Below are 16500 nucleotides of genomic sequence, written 5' to 3' on the forward strand. Positions count from 1 at the left end.
TGTTCGAAGGGTTATTGTTGTTCGTGAGTTCCGTGAAAATAAACCCTGCACTGCGCATGGCAATGTCTGCCTTGGTCAAGGCGATACAACCCTGCTCCTTTTTGGCAAAAGCTGCAACGGGGTTCCGTCAACCAAATATCCGCGTAGCGACGGAAACCCATAAGGTCAGGGTCAACGCCGAAAAAGCGGTCGCCATCACCATGGAATTGGAGGCGAGAGCCTGACCCGTGCCAAAGCGCGTGGCAATCAAGTAAGAATTGACGCCAGCCGGAAGTGCGGCGGCAACCACTGCGATTTTCGCGGTAAATGGCGGTAGACCGATCAACCACGCGGCGCCAAGCACCACGGCAGGCATAAGAACAAGTTTGATAGCAGACATGAGCACCGCTGCTGCTATATTTCCAGAAACGCCGAACTTCTTCAGACCCATGCCCATGGCGAACAGCGCGACGGGTCCTGCCACTCCACTCAAGGTCTCGATCAACGCGTCGGCTGTGTCCGGCATTTGCAAACCCAGCAGGCGCCATATCCAGCCGGCGAGGATGCCCAGCACAAACGGGTTGCGCAGCAAGCTGTTGAAGAACGATCCGATCACGGCGACCCAATGACTCTCGCCCGTGAACACGCCGTCCCTTCTCATGGCCAATTCGTGCAGCGTAATCGAGGCGGCCATCATCACAGGCATATGGACGGCGACGATCAGAGACAGTATCGCAAAGCCATTCTGGCCGAAGACGCCGAGCATGAGCGGCATGCCAAGAAAAACGAGATTGGAAAATGCTCCAGAGACTCCGGCCACAACGCCAGCGCGGTTGTCTCGCCCGAAGAACAGCTTGATCGCCACATCCGATGCCGCCCACGCGACGATCACACCAATAAAATACGAGATCCACAACGACCAGGGAGCCGTGCCATGGAAATCAGCTCTCACCATTGTCCTGAACAGGAGCAAGGGCGCGGCGATCACGAAGACAAAATCCGATAGACCGTCACCCACTCGCTCATCCAGCAACTTGAAATGCGCCGCTGCATAGGCGATGGCAATCACACCAAAAACGACGATGATTGTTTGAATGAGGCTCATCGCGTTCCGCAATAGGCCCGCAAATCTGGCGGTGCAAGACGTTCTGGTTGCATAGCTTTATTTTTCATCAACAAATCCCCATCTCGACTGCTAAGGAGAATGATGTTGAAGCAATTCCGCCCATGGGCAATTCCTGTATATGCGCTGTTCAGCCTGGTTTTTGTCGTATCGCACGCATATGCGACAGATGCTGCATGGGCGCGGGTACAGCGCGGCGGATACACAATTCTCATTCAGGGCGCCGATGCTTCCGGAACCTTAAGTCCAACCATTGACAGCTCGGCCGATTGTTCGGTTACGCAAACGCTCTCGGACCGCGGGCGCCAGCTGGCCCAAAAACTTGGAGCCCGTTTTGCCGCACGCGGGGTGCGAATCGACAAGGTTCTTACAAGTTCTACCTGCAATGCACGGGAAACCGCCCGGCTGTCATTCGGTTCAATCTCCGCTGAGATCTTTAGGCCGCTCGATCCACGCCCTGCGAATGAAGCTGCCAAACAAATTCAGATCGACCAAATTCGTGCGGCAATCGTCGCATTCAAGGGTCTTGGTAACCTGGTAATGATGACTGATCGCGCCAATATCATTGCTTTGACCGGTGTTACGCCACGTCCGACAGAAGCGGTCGTTGTTTCAAAAGCCGAGGAAGGTGAAATCGTTCATATCGCAGGAAGAATCATATTCGACTAATCACAGCGCAGCTTTGGTCTTTCCCTGAAGCATGAAAAACGCTAGATACCGGCTTCGTTCTACATCAGTGCCCTTGCCTGAGGCACGATAAGCAAAGGAAAATCAATTGTCCGATACATTCGACAAGGTCGCCGACATCATTGCCGAAACCAGCGAGATCGATCGCGACTCGATTACGCCGGAGAGTCACACAATTGACGATCTGGGGATCGATAGCCTTGATTTCCTGGACATCGTTTTTGCGATCGACAAGGCCTTTGGCATCAAGATCCCGCTTGAACAGTGGACGCAGGAGGTCAATGACGGCAAGGTTCCGACCGAAGAATACTTCGTGTTGAAAAACCTGTGTGCCAAGATCGACGAACTCGTCGCTGCCAAGAAGGCCTGATTTCCCAGCTAACCGGGTACACCGTGCAAACGGTGTTGCGAGACAATGCAGAACAACACCGTCGTCATTACTGGTATCGGACTGATTTCATCACTTGGCGAAGGCGTCGATGCCCATTGGAAGGCGTTCAATGACGGGCTCGAACCGAGCATCGATGGCGAAACGTTCAGGCCGTATACCGTTCATCCGCTCGTCGAAGTCGACTGGAACAACCAGATACCGAAGCGCGGTGACCAGCGGCAGATGGAGACGTGGCAGCGTATAGGGACCTACACGGCTGGCCTCGCGCTGCAGGATGCGGGCATAAAAGACGACGAATCGCTCTGTGCCAGCATGGATATGGTGGTGGCGGCAGGCGGCGGGGAACGCGACGTCTCGGTAGATACGCAAATCCTTGCCGAAGCGCGTGTGCGCAATGATATCGGAACGATGCTAAACGAGAAGCTCACGACTGAGCTGCGCCCAACCTTGTTTCTGGCACAGCTTTCGAACCTGCTCGCTGGAAATATTTCCATCGTCCACAAAGTCACCGGTTCTTCACGTACATTCATGGGTGAGGAAGGCTCCGGCATCTCGGCGATCGATACAGCTGCAGCTCGCATTCGCTCCGGACAGAGTACACATGCTCTCGTTGGTGGTGCGTACAATTCCCAGCATCCAGACATGTTGTTGGGCTACGAATTGAACGGGATGCTCAAGCGTGACGGTTGGGCGCCGCTTTGGCAAAGAGAAGACAGCGCCGGAGGTGGGATCGTTACCGGATCCGGCGGTGCATTTCTGGTTCTGGAAAGTGCGGAGCACGCGCAAAAACGCGGTGCACGCGTATATGCAGCTATCGATGGTATCTACAGCGCGCAAATTCGACGCCGCCGCGATGACTTAACGCAAACCGTAGCCAAGCTGATCGGTGCGGCAAGCGTAGATAAAGCTGCAGATCTGATCATTTCAGGCGCCAGCGGGGCCAAACACGTAACCGCGCTAGAGAAAGCGGCGCTCGACACATTCCCAAGTTCGGCGGTGCGGGGCGTCGCGGGGAAACTGGGCCATCTGCGCGAAGCACAATTCCCGCTGGTTGTTGCCCTGGCTGCACTGAGCGTTTTCAATGGATCCGCATTCCCGCCTGTCGACGCGGAGAATGAGAAGGCCGGACCGTCCAGCGTCAATACCGCGCTCGCCACGTCCATTGGCGGAACCCGCAGCGAAGGCGTTGCCCGCCTGGTCAAAGTTTAAGGGATATTTCCATGTCCAAATATACTGATCATCTCGGCCGCCCCCTTGTCGCCATAACAGGCCTTGGCGTTGTCTCATCCCTTGGGCAAGGCAAGGAAGAGAACTGGGCTGCGCTGACTTCCGGCACGTCCGGCATACACACGATTACACGGTTCGCCTTGGATAATCTGCGAACGCAGATCGCCGGAACTGTCGATTTTCTTGAGGAAAGCACCAAAGGCGCTTCGGCGCTGTCGCAAAAGCTGGCGTCGCTTGCAGCGGAAGAAGCTGTGGCGCAGGCTGGTTTTCCAGTCGATGACTTCGGCGGCCCGCTTTTCCTGGCTGCCCCACCGGTCGAACTCGAATGGCGCAATCGCCTTGCCCTGGATGCATTGGTCAAGTCTGAAGGCGAGCCCGGATACGACCTGCTGCTCGCCGCGTGCCGCCGAGGCCCGCAGGTCGACATGTTCAACACCGCGGAATTTGGCCATATCGCTGAGGTTCTGGCCGATAAGTTCGGCACGCGCGGTCTACCGATCACTTTATCGACAGCCTGCGCTTCTGGCGCGACTGCCATTCAATTGGGCGTGGAAGCCATCCGTCGCGGCGAAAGCGACAGGGTCCTGTCGATCGGCACGGATGGTTCGGTTTCCGCCGAAGCGCTGATCCGGTTCTCGCTGCTCTCAGCGCTATCCACCCATAACGAGCCGGCCCACAAGGCCGCAAAACCCTTCTCGAAGGATCGAGATGGGTTTGTCATGGCAGAAGGTTCGGGCGCTATGGTGATGGAATCGCTCGAATCGGCCGTCGCACGAGGTGCAAATATTCTTGGCATCATGCGTGGTTGCGGCGAAAAGGCCGATGACTTCCATCGAACCCGCTCAAAACCGGACGGTTCGCCGGCCATTGGTGCGGTTCGCGCGTCCCTTGAAGATGCAGGGATTGAGGAAAACGCAATTGACTATATCAACGCCCATGGAACGTCGACGCCAGAAAACGACAAGATGGAATATCTGGCGTTGTCGACGGTCTTTGGCGATCGAATTTCATCACTGCCTGTGTCGTCAAACAAGTCGATGATCGGCCATACTTTGACCGCTGCCGGTGCGATCGAAGCCGTATTCTCTGTACTGACTATTCAGACCGGTACCATCCCGCCAACGATCAACTATGACAATCCTGATCCGGCAATTGTCATGGATGTCGTGCCCAACGTTAAGCGCGAAGCAAGTGTCTCATCGGTGCTTTCCAGTTCATTCGGCTTCGGCGGACAAAATACGTGTCTTGTCATGACGGCAGAACCGAACTAATCCGTGGCCTGAATAAGGAAACGGATATGCGTGCACTACAATTGATTGAAGACCGCAAGCTCGAGATCGTCGATGTTGCGCCGCCACCTGCGCCCGGTCCCGGCGAGGTTACCGTCAACATCAAAGCTGTTGCACTCAATCACATCGATGTTTGGGGCTGGCGGGGCATGGCCTTTGCCAAGCGCAAGATGCCATTGACGATCGGCGCGGAAGCTTCGGGCGTTGTCGACGCGATCGGCACGGGCGTCGGCAATCTACTGCCAGGCCAGCTCGTCTCGATCTATGGTGCGCAGACCTGCGGATTGTGCCGTCCCTGCCGCGAAGGTCGCGACAATCTTTGCGAACATGTCTCCGGTGTGCACGGCTTCCATCTCGATGGCTTTGCCCAGGAAAAAGTCAACCTCAAAGCCCGTTTGCTTGTCCCGGCTCCTCCTGGCGTCGATGAAATCGGCGCTGCCGTTGCGCCGGTCACTTTCGGAACCGTCGAGCACATGCTGTTTGATAATGCCAAGCTCGAACCGGGAGAAACGATTCTCGTCCACGCGGGTGGCTCTGGCATTGGATCGGCCGCAATCCAGCTCGCCAAGAAGATGGGCTGCACGGTCATCACGACCGTCGGCTCGGATAACAAGATCGAAAAGGCCAAGGTGCTGGGAGCAGATCACGTCATCAATTACCGTGAGGACCGCTTTGAAGGCATCGTGCGCAAGCTGACGAAGAAGAAGGGCGTTGATGTTGTCTTCGAGCATGTCGGCGCCGACACATGGGCGGGATCGATGCTGTCGTTGCGCCGCGGTGGGCGGCTGGTCACCTGCGGCTCGACGTCGGGTGTTTCAACCAGCATGAACCTTATGATGCTGTTCCAGCAACAGCTGAAACTCCTCGGCTCATTCGGGTGCCGCATGGAAAACATGGCGGATGCCATGCAGAAGATGGCGCGCGGCCTTGTCCATCCCGTCATCGACACCGAAGTCGGCTTCGATGATATCGATACGGCATTGAAGCGGATGGAAGGTCGGGACGTCTTCGGCAAGATCATCCTGCGTATAAACTGATCCAGAATGAAACTTGACACAAAGCTAGCTCTATTCCGCTGGAGCCAGCGGTTGAAGAAATTCAACTACTGGCTGTCGGCGTTTGTCATTTTCGGTATCCTCAAATTGCTCCGTATGCTGCCGGCGAAGGCGGCTATGGATTTTACCGATGCCGCTGCACGTAAAATTGGGCCGCTGATGGGGCGCCATCGCATTGCGATGACCAACCTTCGGAAAGCCTATCCGGAGAAATCTGAAGAAGAACTGCAACAGATTGCCCGAGATATGTGGGGCAATATGGCACGACTCACTGCCGAATATGTCTTCCTGGATGCGATCTTCGATTTCGATCCGCACAGCGACACGCCCGGACTGGTCGAGGTTCAGGGACGCGAGATATTCGAACGCATACGGGACGAGAAGGACCGCCCACATATATTCTTCACAGGTCATACGGGGAATTTCGAGCTGCTGCCGATCTGCGCGGCGACATTCGATCTGAATGTCACTGCGCTGTTTCGCCCACCGAACAACCCTTATGTTGCCAAGAAAATACTCGGGGCACGCCGCACCAACATGGGACATCTCGTTCCATCGAAGGCCGGTGCCGCTTGGTCCCTCGCCACCGTCCTCAACAACAATGGCAATGTCGGCATGCTGGTCGATCAAAAATTCAAACGCGGCATCCCTTCTACTTTTTTCAACCGCCCATGCAAAACCAATCCACTTCTCGCGAAACTCGTGCGTCAATATGAGTGCGACGTCTATCCGGCGCGCTGTGTCCGCCTGCCAGGTGGCCGGTTTCGGTTGGAACTTGAAGAGAAGATGGAGATCCCGCGCGATGACAAAGGGGCCGTGGACCTCGCCGCAACTGTCCAGGCTCTGAACGATAAGGTCGAGTCTTGGGTGCGCGAATACCCCGGTCAGTGGATGTGGTTCCACAAACGCTGGAACAGTAACTAGTAGTAGTTCATCACCGCATGTTTGGCTTCGCCGAAGAACAGCCAGCGCTCAACGAGAATCCCAAACACATATGCGATGACGCTGAAAACAAGCGCAATCTGGGCGGTCAGCCCTTCGCCGATGGTCATCGCCAGCAAAAGCGCCACGATTGGCAGGATTGCACCGCAAATAAAGGCGATCACCCACAGCTTTGCGGCGTGTTTACGGGCAACGCGAAAGCCCATCTCCCGCGTCAGATAGTTGTCCAGCGAATGCGGACGCTCAAACAGCCGCACCTTGCCGACGAAGCCAAGGCCAGTTGCCGTCTCCGGCGTCGAAATGGGTAAGAGTGTCCTGGCGCGGTTGCGCCAAACCAGTTTGGCAACTAACGCCAGGAGGACGAACAGAAGCGCCAGCAACTCCTCGAGCAACCCATTTCCCACGAAGGCGCTAGCGAACAAGAACCCGCCGGCTAGCGAAAACAACAGGAAGCACAGTGGTGTCAGTTTCGTATGCCACGAGTCCACAGTCTTGAGCGACGCATAGATCATCGACGTGCAATAGACCGTCATCAAAGCACCAAGCACTGTGATAAACCCCAAAATCACATCATGTCTGTCGGCGAAGATTGCCAGCGCAGCACTCAACGTCAGCGGGACAAACGTCGCGATTGCCATCACACCCTCCCGTGACAACCAGCTGGAGCGCCATTGGCTCAAGGCCCGCCATGCACGTTGGGGGTTGCCAAGATGCAGGAGCGAAGCTGCCAGTCCAATGCTGACCAGTGCCAGCGAAGTCAAATAGGCAAGCTTGGTCGCTAGCAGCGACGGGTCCAGGAAACCGAGCCCAAGCACGACCGCAAGTCCGTAACCCAGACCTGACAGCGTCGTGAAAACAATAATCGAATAAGCTGGATGCATCGCCTAGATCCGGTCCAGCGTCTTGTCGAGCCAAGCGAAAAATCCGCGCGCACCATCGGTGTTCTCTGCAAGAGGTATTATTGGATTGCTTTCGCTCAACGACTTTCGTGGACGAGGTGGAAGGTATTTGTTGGTGGGCCGTGTTTCCTGCTCCGGCATAAGATCGAAACCACCGCGTTCGGCCACCATGATGGCCACATCGGAATTCGGATCGCCAAGGTCGCCAAAATGCCGGGCGTTGACTGGACAAGTCCTGACACAGGAAGGCACTCGGTCTTCTTGCTTCAGTGTCTCATTGTAAATGCGGTCGACGCACAATGTGCACTTCTTCATCACGCCGGCAGCAAGATCCATCTCCCGCGCGCCATAGGCACAGGCCCAGGCGCAGAGTCCACACCCGATGCACTTGTCCTCATCCACCAGCACGATGCCGTCCTCGGCACGCTTGTAAGACGCTCCAGTGGGGCAGACCGTGACACACGGCGCGTCTTCGCAATGCAAACAGGACTTTGGAAAGTGCACAACGCGGGCGTCGCCAGCTTCACCGATAATTTGTCCGCCTTCAGGCGCGACTTCAAAACTGTGGATGCGGTTGAGAAACGTACCCGAGACATCCTCGCCATAGGGATGCTGGTCCGACAGGGCACTGCCGTAGCCGCCAGTGTTCCATTCCTTGCAACTGATGACACAGGCATGGCAGCCGACACATACATCAAGATCGATCACCAGCCCGAGTTTTTTCGCGGTACGATTTTGGGGAAGGCTGGTCATTTTGGAGACCATTCCTGCCCGTAACGCAGTTCATCGACCGGTTGCGATTGGCCGCCAGGAGGTTTGATTACAGCGAAATATGGTTCGCTGATCTCCACCCCGGCCTCGGCCTTTTCAATGCGCACGCGCAAATCGTACCAGGCGGCCTGCCCGGTGATGGGATCGGAGTTCGACCAGCGCATCCCATCGGCCTTTGGTGGCAAAAGTTCGTGAATTAGGTGGTTGAGGAGGAATCCCTTGGTTGCTTCGGGCGCTTTCGGATCAAGTGCCCAAGCGCCCTTACGCTTGCCGATCGCATTCCATGTCCACATGGTTTTGCCATTCACCGCATCGGTCCGCGCAATTTCGCATTTTATACGGCCGTGATGCGAAATGACCCAGGCCCAATCGCCATCCTTCAACCCCAGCTCGTCGCAAATCGTACCAGGGACATACAATGGATTTTTCGTATGTATCTGTCGCAGCCACGCATTCTGCGAGCCCCAGGAATGATACATCGCCATCGGCCGCTGCGTGATCGCGTGATAGGGGAATTCCGCGATATCGACGCCCTGTTCTTCGAAGGGCGGGTACCAATCCGGTAGCGGATCGAAACAATCGAGCAGACGTTCGCGGTATTGTTCGGGCGCGAACGGTTGCCGGACACCCATCGCCGACAGCCGGAACTTCTGCAGCGTCTCGACATAGAGCTGTAGGGTTACGGGCTGCGGTGCATCGAAGAAACCCGTGTCGATGGCGAACTGTTGGTATGCGGCGTTGTGGTGCTTGAAATACAGCGCCTCATCGGGAATGTGCTTCACCCAGAACGCACCGTGATCAATGTAATTTTTCAGCTGATCTTTATTAGGCGCTCCCCTACCCTCATCTTTGGCATCCGCACCCCGCCAACCGGAAAGCGGGCCGATACCGGGCTTTCGCTGATGATTGACGATATAGTCGGCATAGTCTTTATACAACGCCACGCCACTATCATCGACGAAACCCGGCAATTTCAGGCGTGCTCCGAGCTCGATCAGCACGGACTGAAACCCGCGCACATCCCTGTCCGGCTCCAGCACCGGCCAACGAATTGCATCGCATGCGGCGTCAGGTTCGGAGATTGGCCGGTCGAGCAGCGAAATACAGTCGTAACGTTCCAGATAGGTCGTATCTGGCAAGACAAGATCGGCATAGGCAACCATTTCCGATGAATAGGCGTCCGAATAGATGATCTTCGGGATTTTATATTCGCCGGTTGTCGCGTCGCGCTCCTCCAGCATCTTGATTGTGCCACGCGTGTTCATCGACGAGTTCCACGCCATGTTGGCCATATACAGGAACAGTACGTCGACAGGATAGGGATCGCCAGTACAGGCATTGGCGATTACCATATGCATCATGCCGTGAGCCGAGAGTGGTGCTTCCCATGAGAACGCCTTGTCGATCCGCTGCGGCTTGCCTTCACTATCGACGAGCAGGTCTTCAGGTCCAAGTGGATATCCCAAATGTGGCCCCGCAAGCGGTTGACCAGGCTTTACATGTTCCGCTCTCCCATGCGGCCTTGGGTGGGCCGTTACCGGTTTGGGATAAGGCGGCTTGTACCGATGGCCGCCCGGGCAGTCGATGGAGCCGATGATTGTCTGTAAAACGTGCAATGCACGCGCCGACTGAAAGCCATTCGAATGAGCGGAGATGCCGCGCATGGCATGAAAGCTCACCGGCCGTCCGATCATGACTTCATGTTGCTCGCCTTTCATGTCTGTCCACGGCTGCTGGAGGACAATCTCTTCCTCAAAAGCTACACGCGCGATTTCCGCTGCCAGCCCGCGGATCGTGCTCGCGGCAACCCCGGTTTCCGCCGCGACTGCATCAGGTGCATATTTCGGATCGAGGTATTTTTCCGCCATCAGCCGCAGGACACTGCGCACTTTCCGACGATCTTCTGTGACGAATTCAGCATTGAGATCAGCGACATGACCCGGTTCGTCAAATCGCACAAGCAAGCCAGACCGGCGATCACGCACCAGCGCCTTGCCGAGATCGTCGCGCAGGAAAAGCCCGTGGTCTTCCCTACCGTCGTCATCAATCACCAGCCACGGGGCGTTGGTGTAGCGCTGGAGATAATCGAGATCTACCTTGCCAGTGCGAAAAAGTTCATGGATGACGGCAAGTATGAGCAACCCATCGGTGCCAGGACGGATGCCGATCCAGTTATCAGCGATAGCGGAATAGCCCGTGCGCACCGGATTGACCGAAACAAAACGCGCCCCACGCTTCTTGAGTTTGGAAATACCTATCTTGATCGGGTTGGAATCATGATCTTCGGCCACACCGAACAAAACAAACAGCTTGGTCTTGTCCCAGTCGGGCGCACCAAATTCCCAGAACGCGCCACCAATCGTATAAATCCCAGCGGCCGCCATGTTGACAGAACAAAATCCCCCATGTGCAGCATAGTTCGGTGTCCCAAAATTTTGTGCCCAAAAGCTGGTTAGAGCCTGGCTTTGATCGCGACCCGTAAAGAAAGCGAGCTTGTGAGGTGCGGTTTCTCGTACCGGCTGCAACCAATCGACAGCCAACTTCAGCGCTTCTTCCCAGCTGATTTCTTTGAATTCACCTGAACCGCGTGGGCCTGTTCGCAACAGCGGCGCTCGCAATCGCGCCGGCGAGTAGTGCTGCATAATTCCCGCCGACCCTTTGGCACACAAGACGCCCTTGTTGATCGGGTGGTCGCGGTTGCCCTCGATGTAGCGGATTTTGCCGTCTTTCAGGTGGACCTCGATACCGCAACGGCAGGCGCACATATAGCAGGTGGTTTTCCGAATTTCATCACCAACCGGCTCCGATAAAGCAAGGACTGGTTCTGAATTCATACCCGTTGCGCCCCTTTTGTTCACTAAGATAAAACGGAGCGCGAATTGCTTCAGACCCACCCGTCTCGATCTTTGAGCGGCAGTCTTGCAAGAAATCTGTGTGTTTTGCAAAGAGCATGCGCGATCGACTCACTAACATCTTAGCGGGTCTGCACGATTGCGTTGTCAGGAAAGCGGCACTGGTCTCGGTCGGACTGGTAAAACCAGTGGACTGATCGCTGGGGCTGCGGCCCGCGTTATTGTATCTGCTCCAGTGCGGGCTGTTGCGAATGCTCCGTATCCCGCTCTGGCGCGAGCAGTGCAATTGCCAGGATCAGGCCAATCACGCAGAGAACACCCGGAATGCATGTCCCGCTCCGCTTGGCGGAGAGTCCGGCATTATCCTGGTCAATGGAAACAAACTCTTCCTCTGCTACTCTTTTTTCGCGGAGCATTTCGTAGTCCTGTGGATGAATGGAACCGCTATATTGCGGCGATAGGAAAATGGCCCTCACCAAAATGCAGTTCAAGCGGGTGCGACAAACCTGCATATGGGCGCAATTTACTTTCAATGGTCCGGTGCTTTTAATGTTATAGTTGCGCCTGCTTCGGCATCGGTGTTTCATTTGTGAAGTTACAACTAAAGCCCCAAATTTGCCCTTGCCAGCTTCTCCAAGGTTGGAGCGCTCAACTATCGGCAGACAACAAGTTGCTACTTGCCAAATCAGGAGCGGTGCTGATTTGATAAGGCATGGATGACAAGCTCTCCCGTGCCATTGAGAAACGGCGTGATGACCTGATAGCGCTGACGCGCGATCTCATCCGCTTCCCCACTATTAACCCGCCCGGCGAGGCCTATACGCCCTGCGCTGAATTTCTCGCGAAGCGGTTGCAGCTGATCGGCTTTGAGACCCAGTTGATCCGTGGCGAAGGGACGCCTGGCGACACCGACCAATACCCGCGCACCAATGTCGTCGCCCGCTTTGATGGTCGCACCCATGGCCAGACAGTGCACTTCAATTCCCATATCGACGTCGTGGAAACGGGTGATGGCTGGACCATCGATCCATTCGAAGGTGTGGTCAAGAATGGCAAGATTTATGGCCGCGGCGCCTGTGACATGAAGGGGGGACTCGCCGCGTCAATCATTGCGGCGGAAGCATTTATCGAAGTCTATCCGGACTTCGCTGGCGCAATAGAAATATCCGGCACGGTAGATGAGGAATCGGGCGGCTTCGGCGGTGTTGCCTATCTCGCCAGCAAAGGCTTCTTCTCGAAGCCCCGCGTCGATCACGTCATCATTCCGGAACCGCTCAACAAGGACCGTATCTGTCTGGGTCATCGCGGCGTCTGGTGGGCAGAAATCGAAACCAAGGGCGAAATCGCTCACGGGTCAATGCCGTTTTTGGGTGATTGCGCCATTCGCCATATGGGAGCGGTCCTTGAAGCGTTCGAAAAGGAACTTTTCCCCGCCCTGGATAACAAGCAAACCTCGATGCCGGTGGTTCCTGATGGCGCGCGTCGCTCCACCATGAATATTAACTCCATCCATGGCGGGCAGACTGACGATTATTCTGGATTGCCCTCGCCCAACGTGTCCGATAGCTGCCGCCTGACCATCGATCGCCGTTTCCTGCTTGAGGAAGACATCGCCGAGGTTAAACGCGAGGTCGTTTCGATTCTTGACAGGCTGCAGTGGGAACGACCGAAATTTCACTACAGCATTCGCGACATCATGGAAGTGCAACCATTGATGACGGACCGTGATAGGCCGATCGTCACCGCAGTTGCCGAAGGAATCCGGTCAGTTTTCGGCAGGGAACCGCAGTACGTGATCTCACCCGGTACTTACGATCAAAAACATATTGCACGCATAGGGCTACTACACGATTGCATCGCCTACGGCCCGGGCATACTGGACCTTGCGCATCGGCCAGACGAATATGTCGGTATCGAAGACATGATCGAATCCGCTAACGTCATGGCGCTCGGTTTGAAGGTGCTGCTGTCGCGATCGGCCTGATGGCCAAAAAGCTGGAGAGTTACTGGATGAAATCATGGAAGTTGGCCATCGCCGGTGTTGCAATAAGCTTGGTGATATCCTCGGCATCCTATGCCGCGAAGACTGATCTTGTCCTCGGCATCGTTTTGGAGCCTCCGCACCTTGATCCGACCGCAGGCGCTGCGGCGGCCATCGACGAGATCGTCTATGCAAATATCTTCGAGGGTCTGACACGTATCGGGGCAAAGGGGGACGTCCTCCCAGCTCTCGCCGAAAGCTGGACACAATCGGATGACGGCAAGGTCTATACGTTCAAGTTGCACAAGGACGTCAAATTTCACGACGGCACATCATTCGACGCCGACGACGTCAAATTTTCGCTCGATCGTGCTCGTGGAGACAAATCCACCAACGCGCAAAAGGGTCTGTTTGCAGCCATTGATACAGTTGACATCGTCGATCCCCTTACGGTTCGGGTTACCCTGAAACGGCGAAGCGGCGATTTCCTCTACAATATGGCCTGGGGCGATGCGGTCATCGTGGCGCCTGAAAGCGCCGGTACGAACAAGGAAAAACCCGTCGGAACTGGTCCATTCAAATTCGATAGTTGGGCGAAGGGCTCGCAGATCGTCATTGAAAAAAATGCCGATTATTGGGGAAAACCAGCATTGCTCGACAAAGCCACATTTCGGGTCATCCCAGATCCGGCCGCCGCAACGGCGGCGCTCTTGGCGGGTGACGTCCAGGCTTTTCCGGTTTTTCCGAGTTATGAAACCATCCCGCAGTTCCAGGCTGATCCCCGCTTTAAAGTTGTCATCGGCACGACCGAAGGAGAGACGGTTCTCGGCATGAATAACAAGAAGCCGCCCTTTGACAATCCAAAGGTCCGCCAAGCCATAGCCCACGCCATCGATCGGAAGTCGCTGATCGATGGTGCAATGTTCGGATTTGGAACGCCCATCGGATCATTCTTTCCGCCCCATCACCCAGCCTATATCGATCTGACGGCGGAAACGGCTTACGATCCGGAACTTGCGAAGAAGCTAATGGCGGAGGCCGGTCATCCTGACGGCTTCAAGACAACGCTGAAACTTCCGCCACCCACCTACGCCCGGCGCGGCGGTGAAATTATCGCAGCCGAACTGCGTGAAATCGGCATCGAGGCGGAAATCATTCCGGTGGAATGGGCACAATGGCTGGATCAGGTCTTCAAGAATAAAGACTATGACATGACGATCGTCTCTCATACCGAGCCGAACGACCTGAATATTTTTTCCCGCGACGACTATTATTTCAATTATGACAGTCCGGCCTTCAAGGATCTGATCAAACAAATAGACGCCACATCCGATGGCGTTGAACGCACCGGACTTTACCAGCAGGCGCAAAAATTGCTCGCAAAAGATGTACCTGCGGCGTTCCTGTTTCAGCTTCCCAAAACCGGCATCTGGGACGCGAAGATTGACGGGTTATGGGAAAACGGACCGATTCAGGCCAATGATTTAACCGCTGTGAAGTGGCTGGACTAATGCGACCCGGTGCGCGCGTTCGATGTTGAACTATGCCACGAAGCGTGCGTTCATCGCCATCCTTACACTACTCGTCGCCTCGCTTGTTGTTTTTGCGATGCTCGAAATCGTGCCGGGCGATCCCGCTCGACTGATGTTGGGTATGAACGCCACGGAGGATGCCATTCATAATCTGCAAGAGCAGATGGGGCTCAATCAACCGCTCGCTATACGATATTTCAGCTGGCTCGGCGGACTGCTCACCGGAGATCTGGGCAGGTCCTATACCTATTCGGTCCCCGTGTTCGACCTCATTATGGAGCGGGTTGCTGTTTCATTGCCGCTCGCTGCGATCTCGTTGGCACTATCGACGTTCATAGCACTCCCTGTCGGGATTTTTGCCGCTTCAAAACGCGGCAAGTTCTCCGATACGCTAGCCATGGGGGTTGCGCAGGTGGGTGTGGCGATACCGAATTTTTGGTTCGCCCTGCTTTTGGTCTATCTATTCGCAGTGACGTTGAGGCTTGTTCCGGCCGGCGGCTTCCCCGGTTGGGGCGCAGGCTTCGGTGTGAGCATTAAATCGCTCATCCTGCCGTCCATTGCACTTGCTCTCCCTCAAGCCGCGATCCTTGCCCGCATCACCCGCTCTGCTCTGCTGGAAGTACTCGGTGAGGATTATATTCGCACGGCTCGCGCCAAGGGTTTGAGCAGGCGGCAGGTTTTATACCGTCACGCGTTGCGCAATGCTCTTATTCCCGTTCTAACTATTCTTGGCTTGCAATTCGCATTCCTGCTCGCCGGCACGATCATCATCGAGAACGTGTTCTATCTGCCGGGCCTCGGTCGTTTGGTGTTCCAGGCAATCACCCAACGGGATTTGATTGTGGTCGAGGGCGTCGTCATGCTGCTCATTGCTACTCTCGTCCTAGTCAATTTGCTGGTCGATCTTTCCTACGCCATAGTGGATCCCCGGTTGCGGGGCCGCTCATGAACATCGGCAAGGCACTGGCGAATAGATCCTTTTGCATAGGCCTCATTGTCACAAGCGTAATCGCGCTGGTGGCATTGCTATCATTCGTCTGGACGCCCTACCCGGTGGGAGCCTTCGATATCGCGGGCAAGCTAAAGCCGCCATCCGCAGCACATTTGCTAGGCACAGATCATTTTGGTCGCGATATTCTATCGATGATCATGGTCGGGAGCCGTAATTCCATCGCTGTAGCATCTGTTTCAGTAGCAATTGGCGCTGGCATTGGTGTGCCCCTTGGCCTGTGGGGTGCTGCAACCGGCGGTTTTGTCGATGAGGTCCTGATGCGACTCAACGATCTTGTCTTCGCCTTTCCCGCGTTACTCTCCGCAGTGATGATTACCGCAGTCTTCGGCCCGGGCGCGATCAACGCAATTATCGCGATCGGCATTTTCAATATTCCGGTCTTTGCGCGTGTCGCTCGTGCCGCCGCGCTCTCCCTCTGGTCGCGCGAGTTTGTGATAGCGGCAGGTGCCATCGGTAAAAGCCCGGCTCGCATTACGCGTGACCATATATTGCCAAATCTCGCGTCTCTTTTGATCGTGCAGGCGACCATCCAGTTTTCGCTCGGCATTCTCGCCGAAGCAGGTCTGTCTTACGTTGGACTGGGTTCACAACCTCCTATGCCGAGCTGGGGTAGAATGCTGTTCGAGGCCCAGACTATGATTGGATTGGCTCCGCACATGGCCCTGTTTCCCGGTCTCGCGATTGTCATCACAGTTCTCGGGCTTAATTTACTTGGCGATGGTTTGCGCGATATGCTTGACCCAAGATTTCAGTGATACCG

15 protein-coding genes are annotated in these 16500 nt (G+C 55.6%); 10 read left to right on the forward strand and 5 right to left on the reverse strand.

Annotation, left to right across the window (positions count from 1 at the left end):
- Positions 1-127: 127 nt before the first annotated feature.
- Positions 128-1084: an AEC family transporter gene (locus J2X72_RS07855; protein ID WP_310070420.1), complete on the reverse strand. Its 957-nt coding sequence runs from the start codon at positions 1082-1084 to the stop codon at positions 128-130.
- 105 nt (positions 1085-1189) lie between these two features.
- Between J2X72_RS07855 and J2X72_RS07860 the strand changes: the two genes are divergently transcribed.
- From J2X72_RS07860 to J2X72_RS07885, 6 genes are all read left to right on the forward strand, one after another.
- Complete coding sequence (locus J2X72_RS07860) at positions 1190-1771, forward strand: histidine phosphatase family protein (protein ID WP_310070421.1); 582 nt, start codon at positions 1190-1192, stop codon at positions 1769-1771.
- 106 nt (positions 1772-1877) lie between these two features.
- Complete coding sequence (locus J2X72_RS07865) at positions 1878-2159, forward strand: acyl carrier protein (RefSeq protein WP_008123430.1); 282 nt, start codon at positions 1878-1880, stop codon at positions 2157-2159.
- A gap of 45 nt (positions 2160-2204) precedes the next feature.
- Positions 2205-3389 carry a beta-ketoacyl-ACP synthase gene (locus J2X72_RS07870; protein ID WP_310070427.1) on the forward strand — a complete coding sequence of 395 codons (1185 nt, stop codon included), beginning with the start codon at positions 2205-2207 and terminating at the stop codon, positions 3387-3389.
- An 11-nt stretch (positions 3390-3400) separates the two neighbouring features.
- Complete coding sequence (locus J2X72_RS07875; protein ID WP_310070429.1) at positions 3401-4678, forward strand: beta-ketoacyl-ACP synthase; 1278 nt, start codon at positions 3401-3403, stop codon at positions 4676-4678.
- A gap of 26 nt (positions 4679-4704) precedes the next feature.
- Positions 4705-5733 carry a zinc-binding dehydrogenase gene (locus J2X72_RS07880; protein WP_310070432.1) on the forward strand — a complete coding sequence of 343 codons (1029 nt, stop codon included), beginning with the start codon at positions 4705-4707 and terminating at the stop codon, positions 5731-5733.
- Positions 5734-5739: 6 nt separating this feature from the next.
- Positions 5740-6675, forward strand: a complete 936-nt coding sequence (locus J2X72_RS07885) for a lipid A biosynthesis lauroyl acyltransferase (protein WP_210000903.1) — start codon at positions 5740-5742, stop codon at positions 6673-6675.
- Here J2X72_RS07885 and J2X72_RS07890 read toward each other — a convergent pair.
- The 4 genes from J2X72_RS07890 to J2X72_RS07905 form a co-directional block, all read right to left on the reverse strand.
- The gene (locus J2X72_RS07890) at positions 6672-7574 is read right to left on the reverse strand and encodes a DmsC/YnfH family molybdoenzyme membrane anchor subunit (protein ID WP_310070435.1); all 903 of its coding nucleotides are present in this window, start codon (positions 7572-7574) and stop codon (positions 6672-6674) included. The genes J2X72_RS07885 and J2X72_RS07890 overlap by 4 nt on opposite strands.
- A 3-nt stretch (positions 7575-7577) precedes the next feature.
- Positions 7578-8345, reverse strand: a complete 768-nt coding sequence (locus tag J2X72_RS07895; protein WP_210000898.1) for a 4Fe-4S dicluster domain-containing protein — start codon at positions 8343-8345, stop codon at positions 7578-7580.
- Complete coding sequence (locus J2X72_RS07900; RefSeq protein WP_310070438.1) at positions 8342-11197, reverse strand: molybdopterin oxidoreductase family protein; 2856 nt, start codon at positions 11195-11197, stop codon at positions 8342-8344. Before J2X72_RS07900 ends, J2X72_RS07895 begins: the two co-directional genes overlap by 4 nt.
- 236 nt (positions 11198-11433) lie before the next feature.
- Positions 11434-11631 carry a hypothetical protein gene (locus J2X72_RS07905; protein WP_310070441.1) on the reverse strand — a complete coding sequence of 66 codons (198 nt, stop codon included), beginning with the start codon at positions 11629-11631 and terminating at the stop codon, positions 11434-11436.
- Positions 11632-11927: 296 nt separating this feature from the next.
- Here J2X72_RS07905 and J2X72_RS07910 point away from each other — a divergent pair, with 296 nt between their 5' ends.
- Genes J2X72_RS07910 through J2X72_RS07925 form a run of 4 tightly spaced genes read left to right on the forward strand, consistent with a single transcriptional unit; the run spans position 11928 to position 16495 of the window.
- Positions 11928-13199: an acetylornithine deacetylase/succinyl-diaminopimelate desuccinylase family protein gene (locus J2X72_RS07910; RefSeq protein WP_310070443.1), complete on the forward strand. Its 1272-nt coding sequence runs from the start codon at positions 11928-11930 to the stop codon at positions 13197-13199.
- Between the two features lie 26 nt (positions 13200-13225).
- Positions 13226-14707, forward strand: coding sequence for an ABC transporter substrate-binding protein (locus tag J2X72_RS07915; RefSeq protein WP_310070445.1), 1482 nt, complete (start codon positions 13226-13228; stop codon positions 14705-14707).
- A 22-nt stretch (positions 14708-14729) separates the two neighbouring features.
- On the forward strand, positions 14730-15677 hold the full coding sequence (locus J2X72_RS07920; RefSeq protein WP_310070448.1) for an ABC transporter permease: 948 nt from the start codon (positions 14730-14732) through the stop codon (positions 15675-15677).
- Positions 15674-16495, forward strand: a complete 822-nt coding sequence (locus J2X72_RS07925; RefSeq protein ID WP_310070451.1) for an ABC transporter permease — start codon at positions 15674-15676, stop codon at positions 16493-16495. The genes J2X72_RS07920 and J2X72_RS07925 overlap by 4 nt, the downstream gene beginning before the upstream one ends.
- The last annotated feature ends 5 nt before the right edge of the window (positions 16496-16500 follow it).

The organism is Phyllobacterium sp. 1468 (assembly GCF_031455525.1).
Lineage (GTDB): Bacteria > Pseudomonadota > Alphaproteobacteria > Rhizobiales > Rhizobiaceae > Phyllobacterium.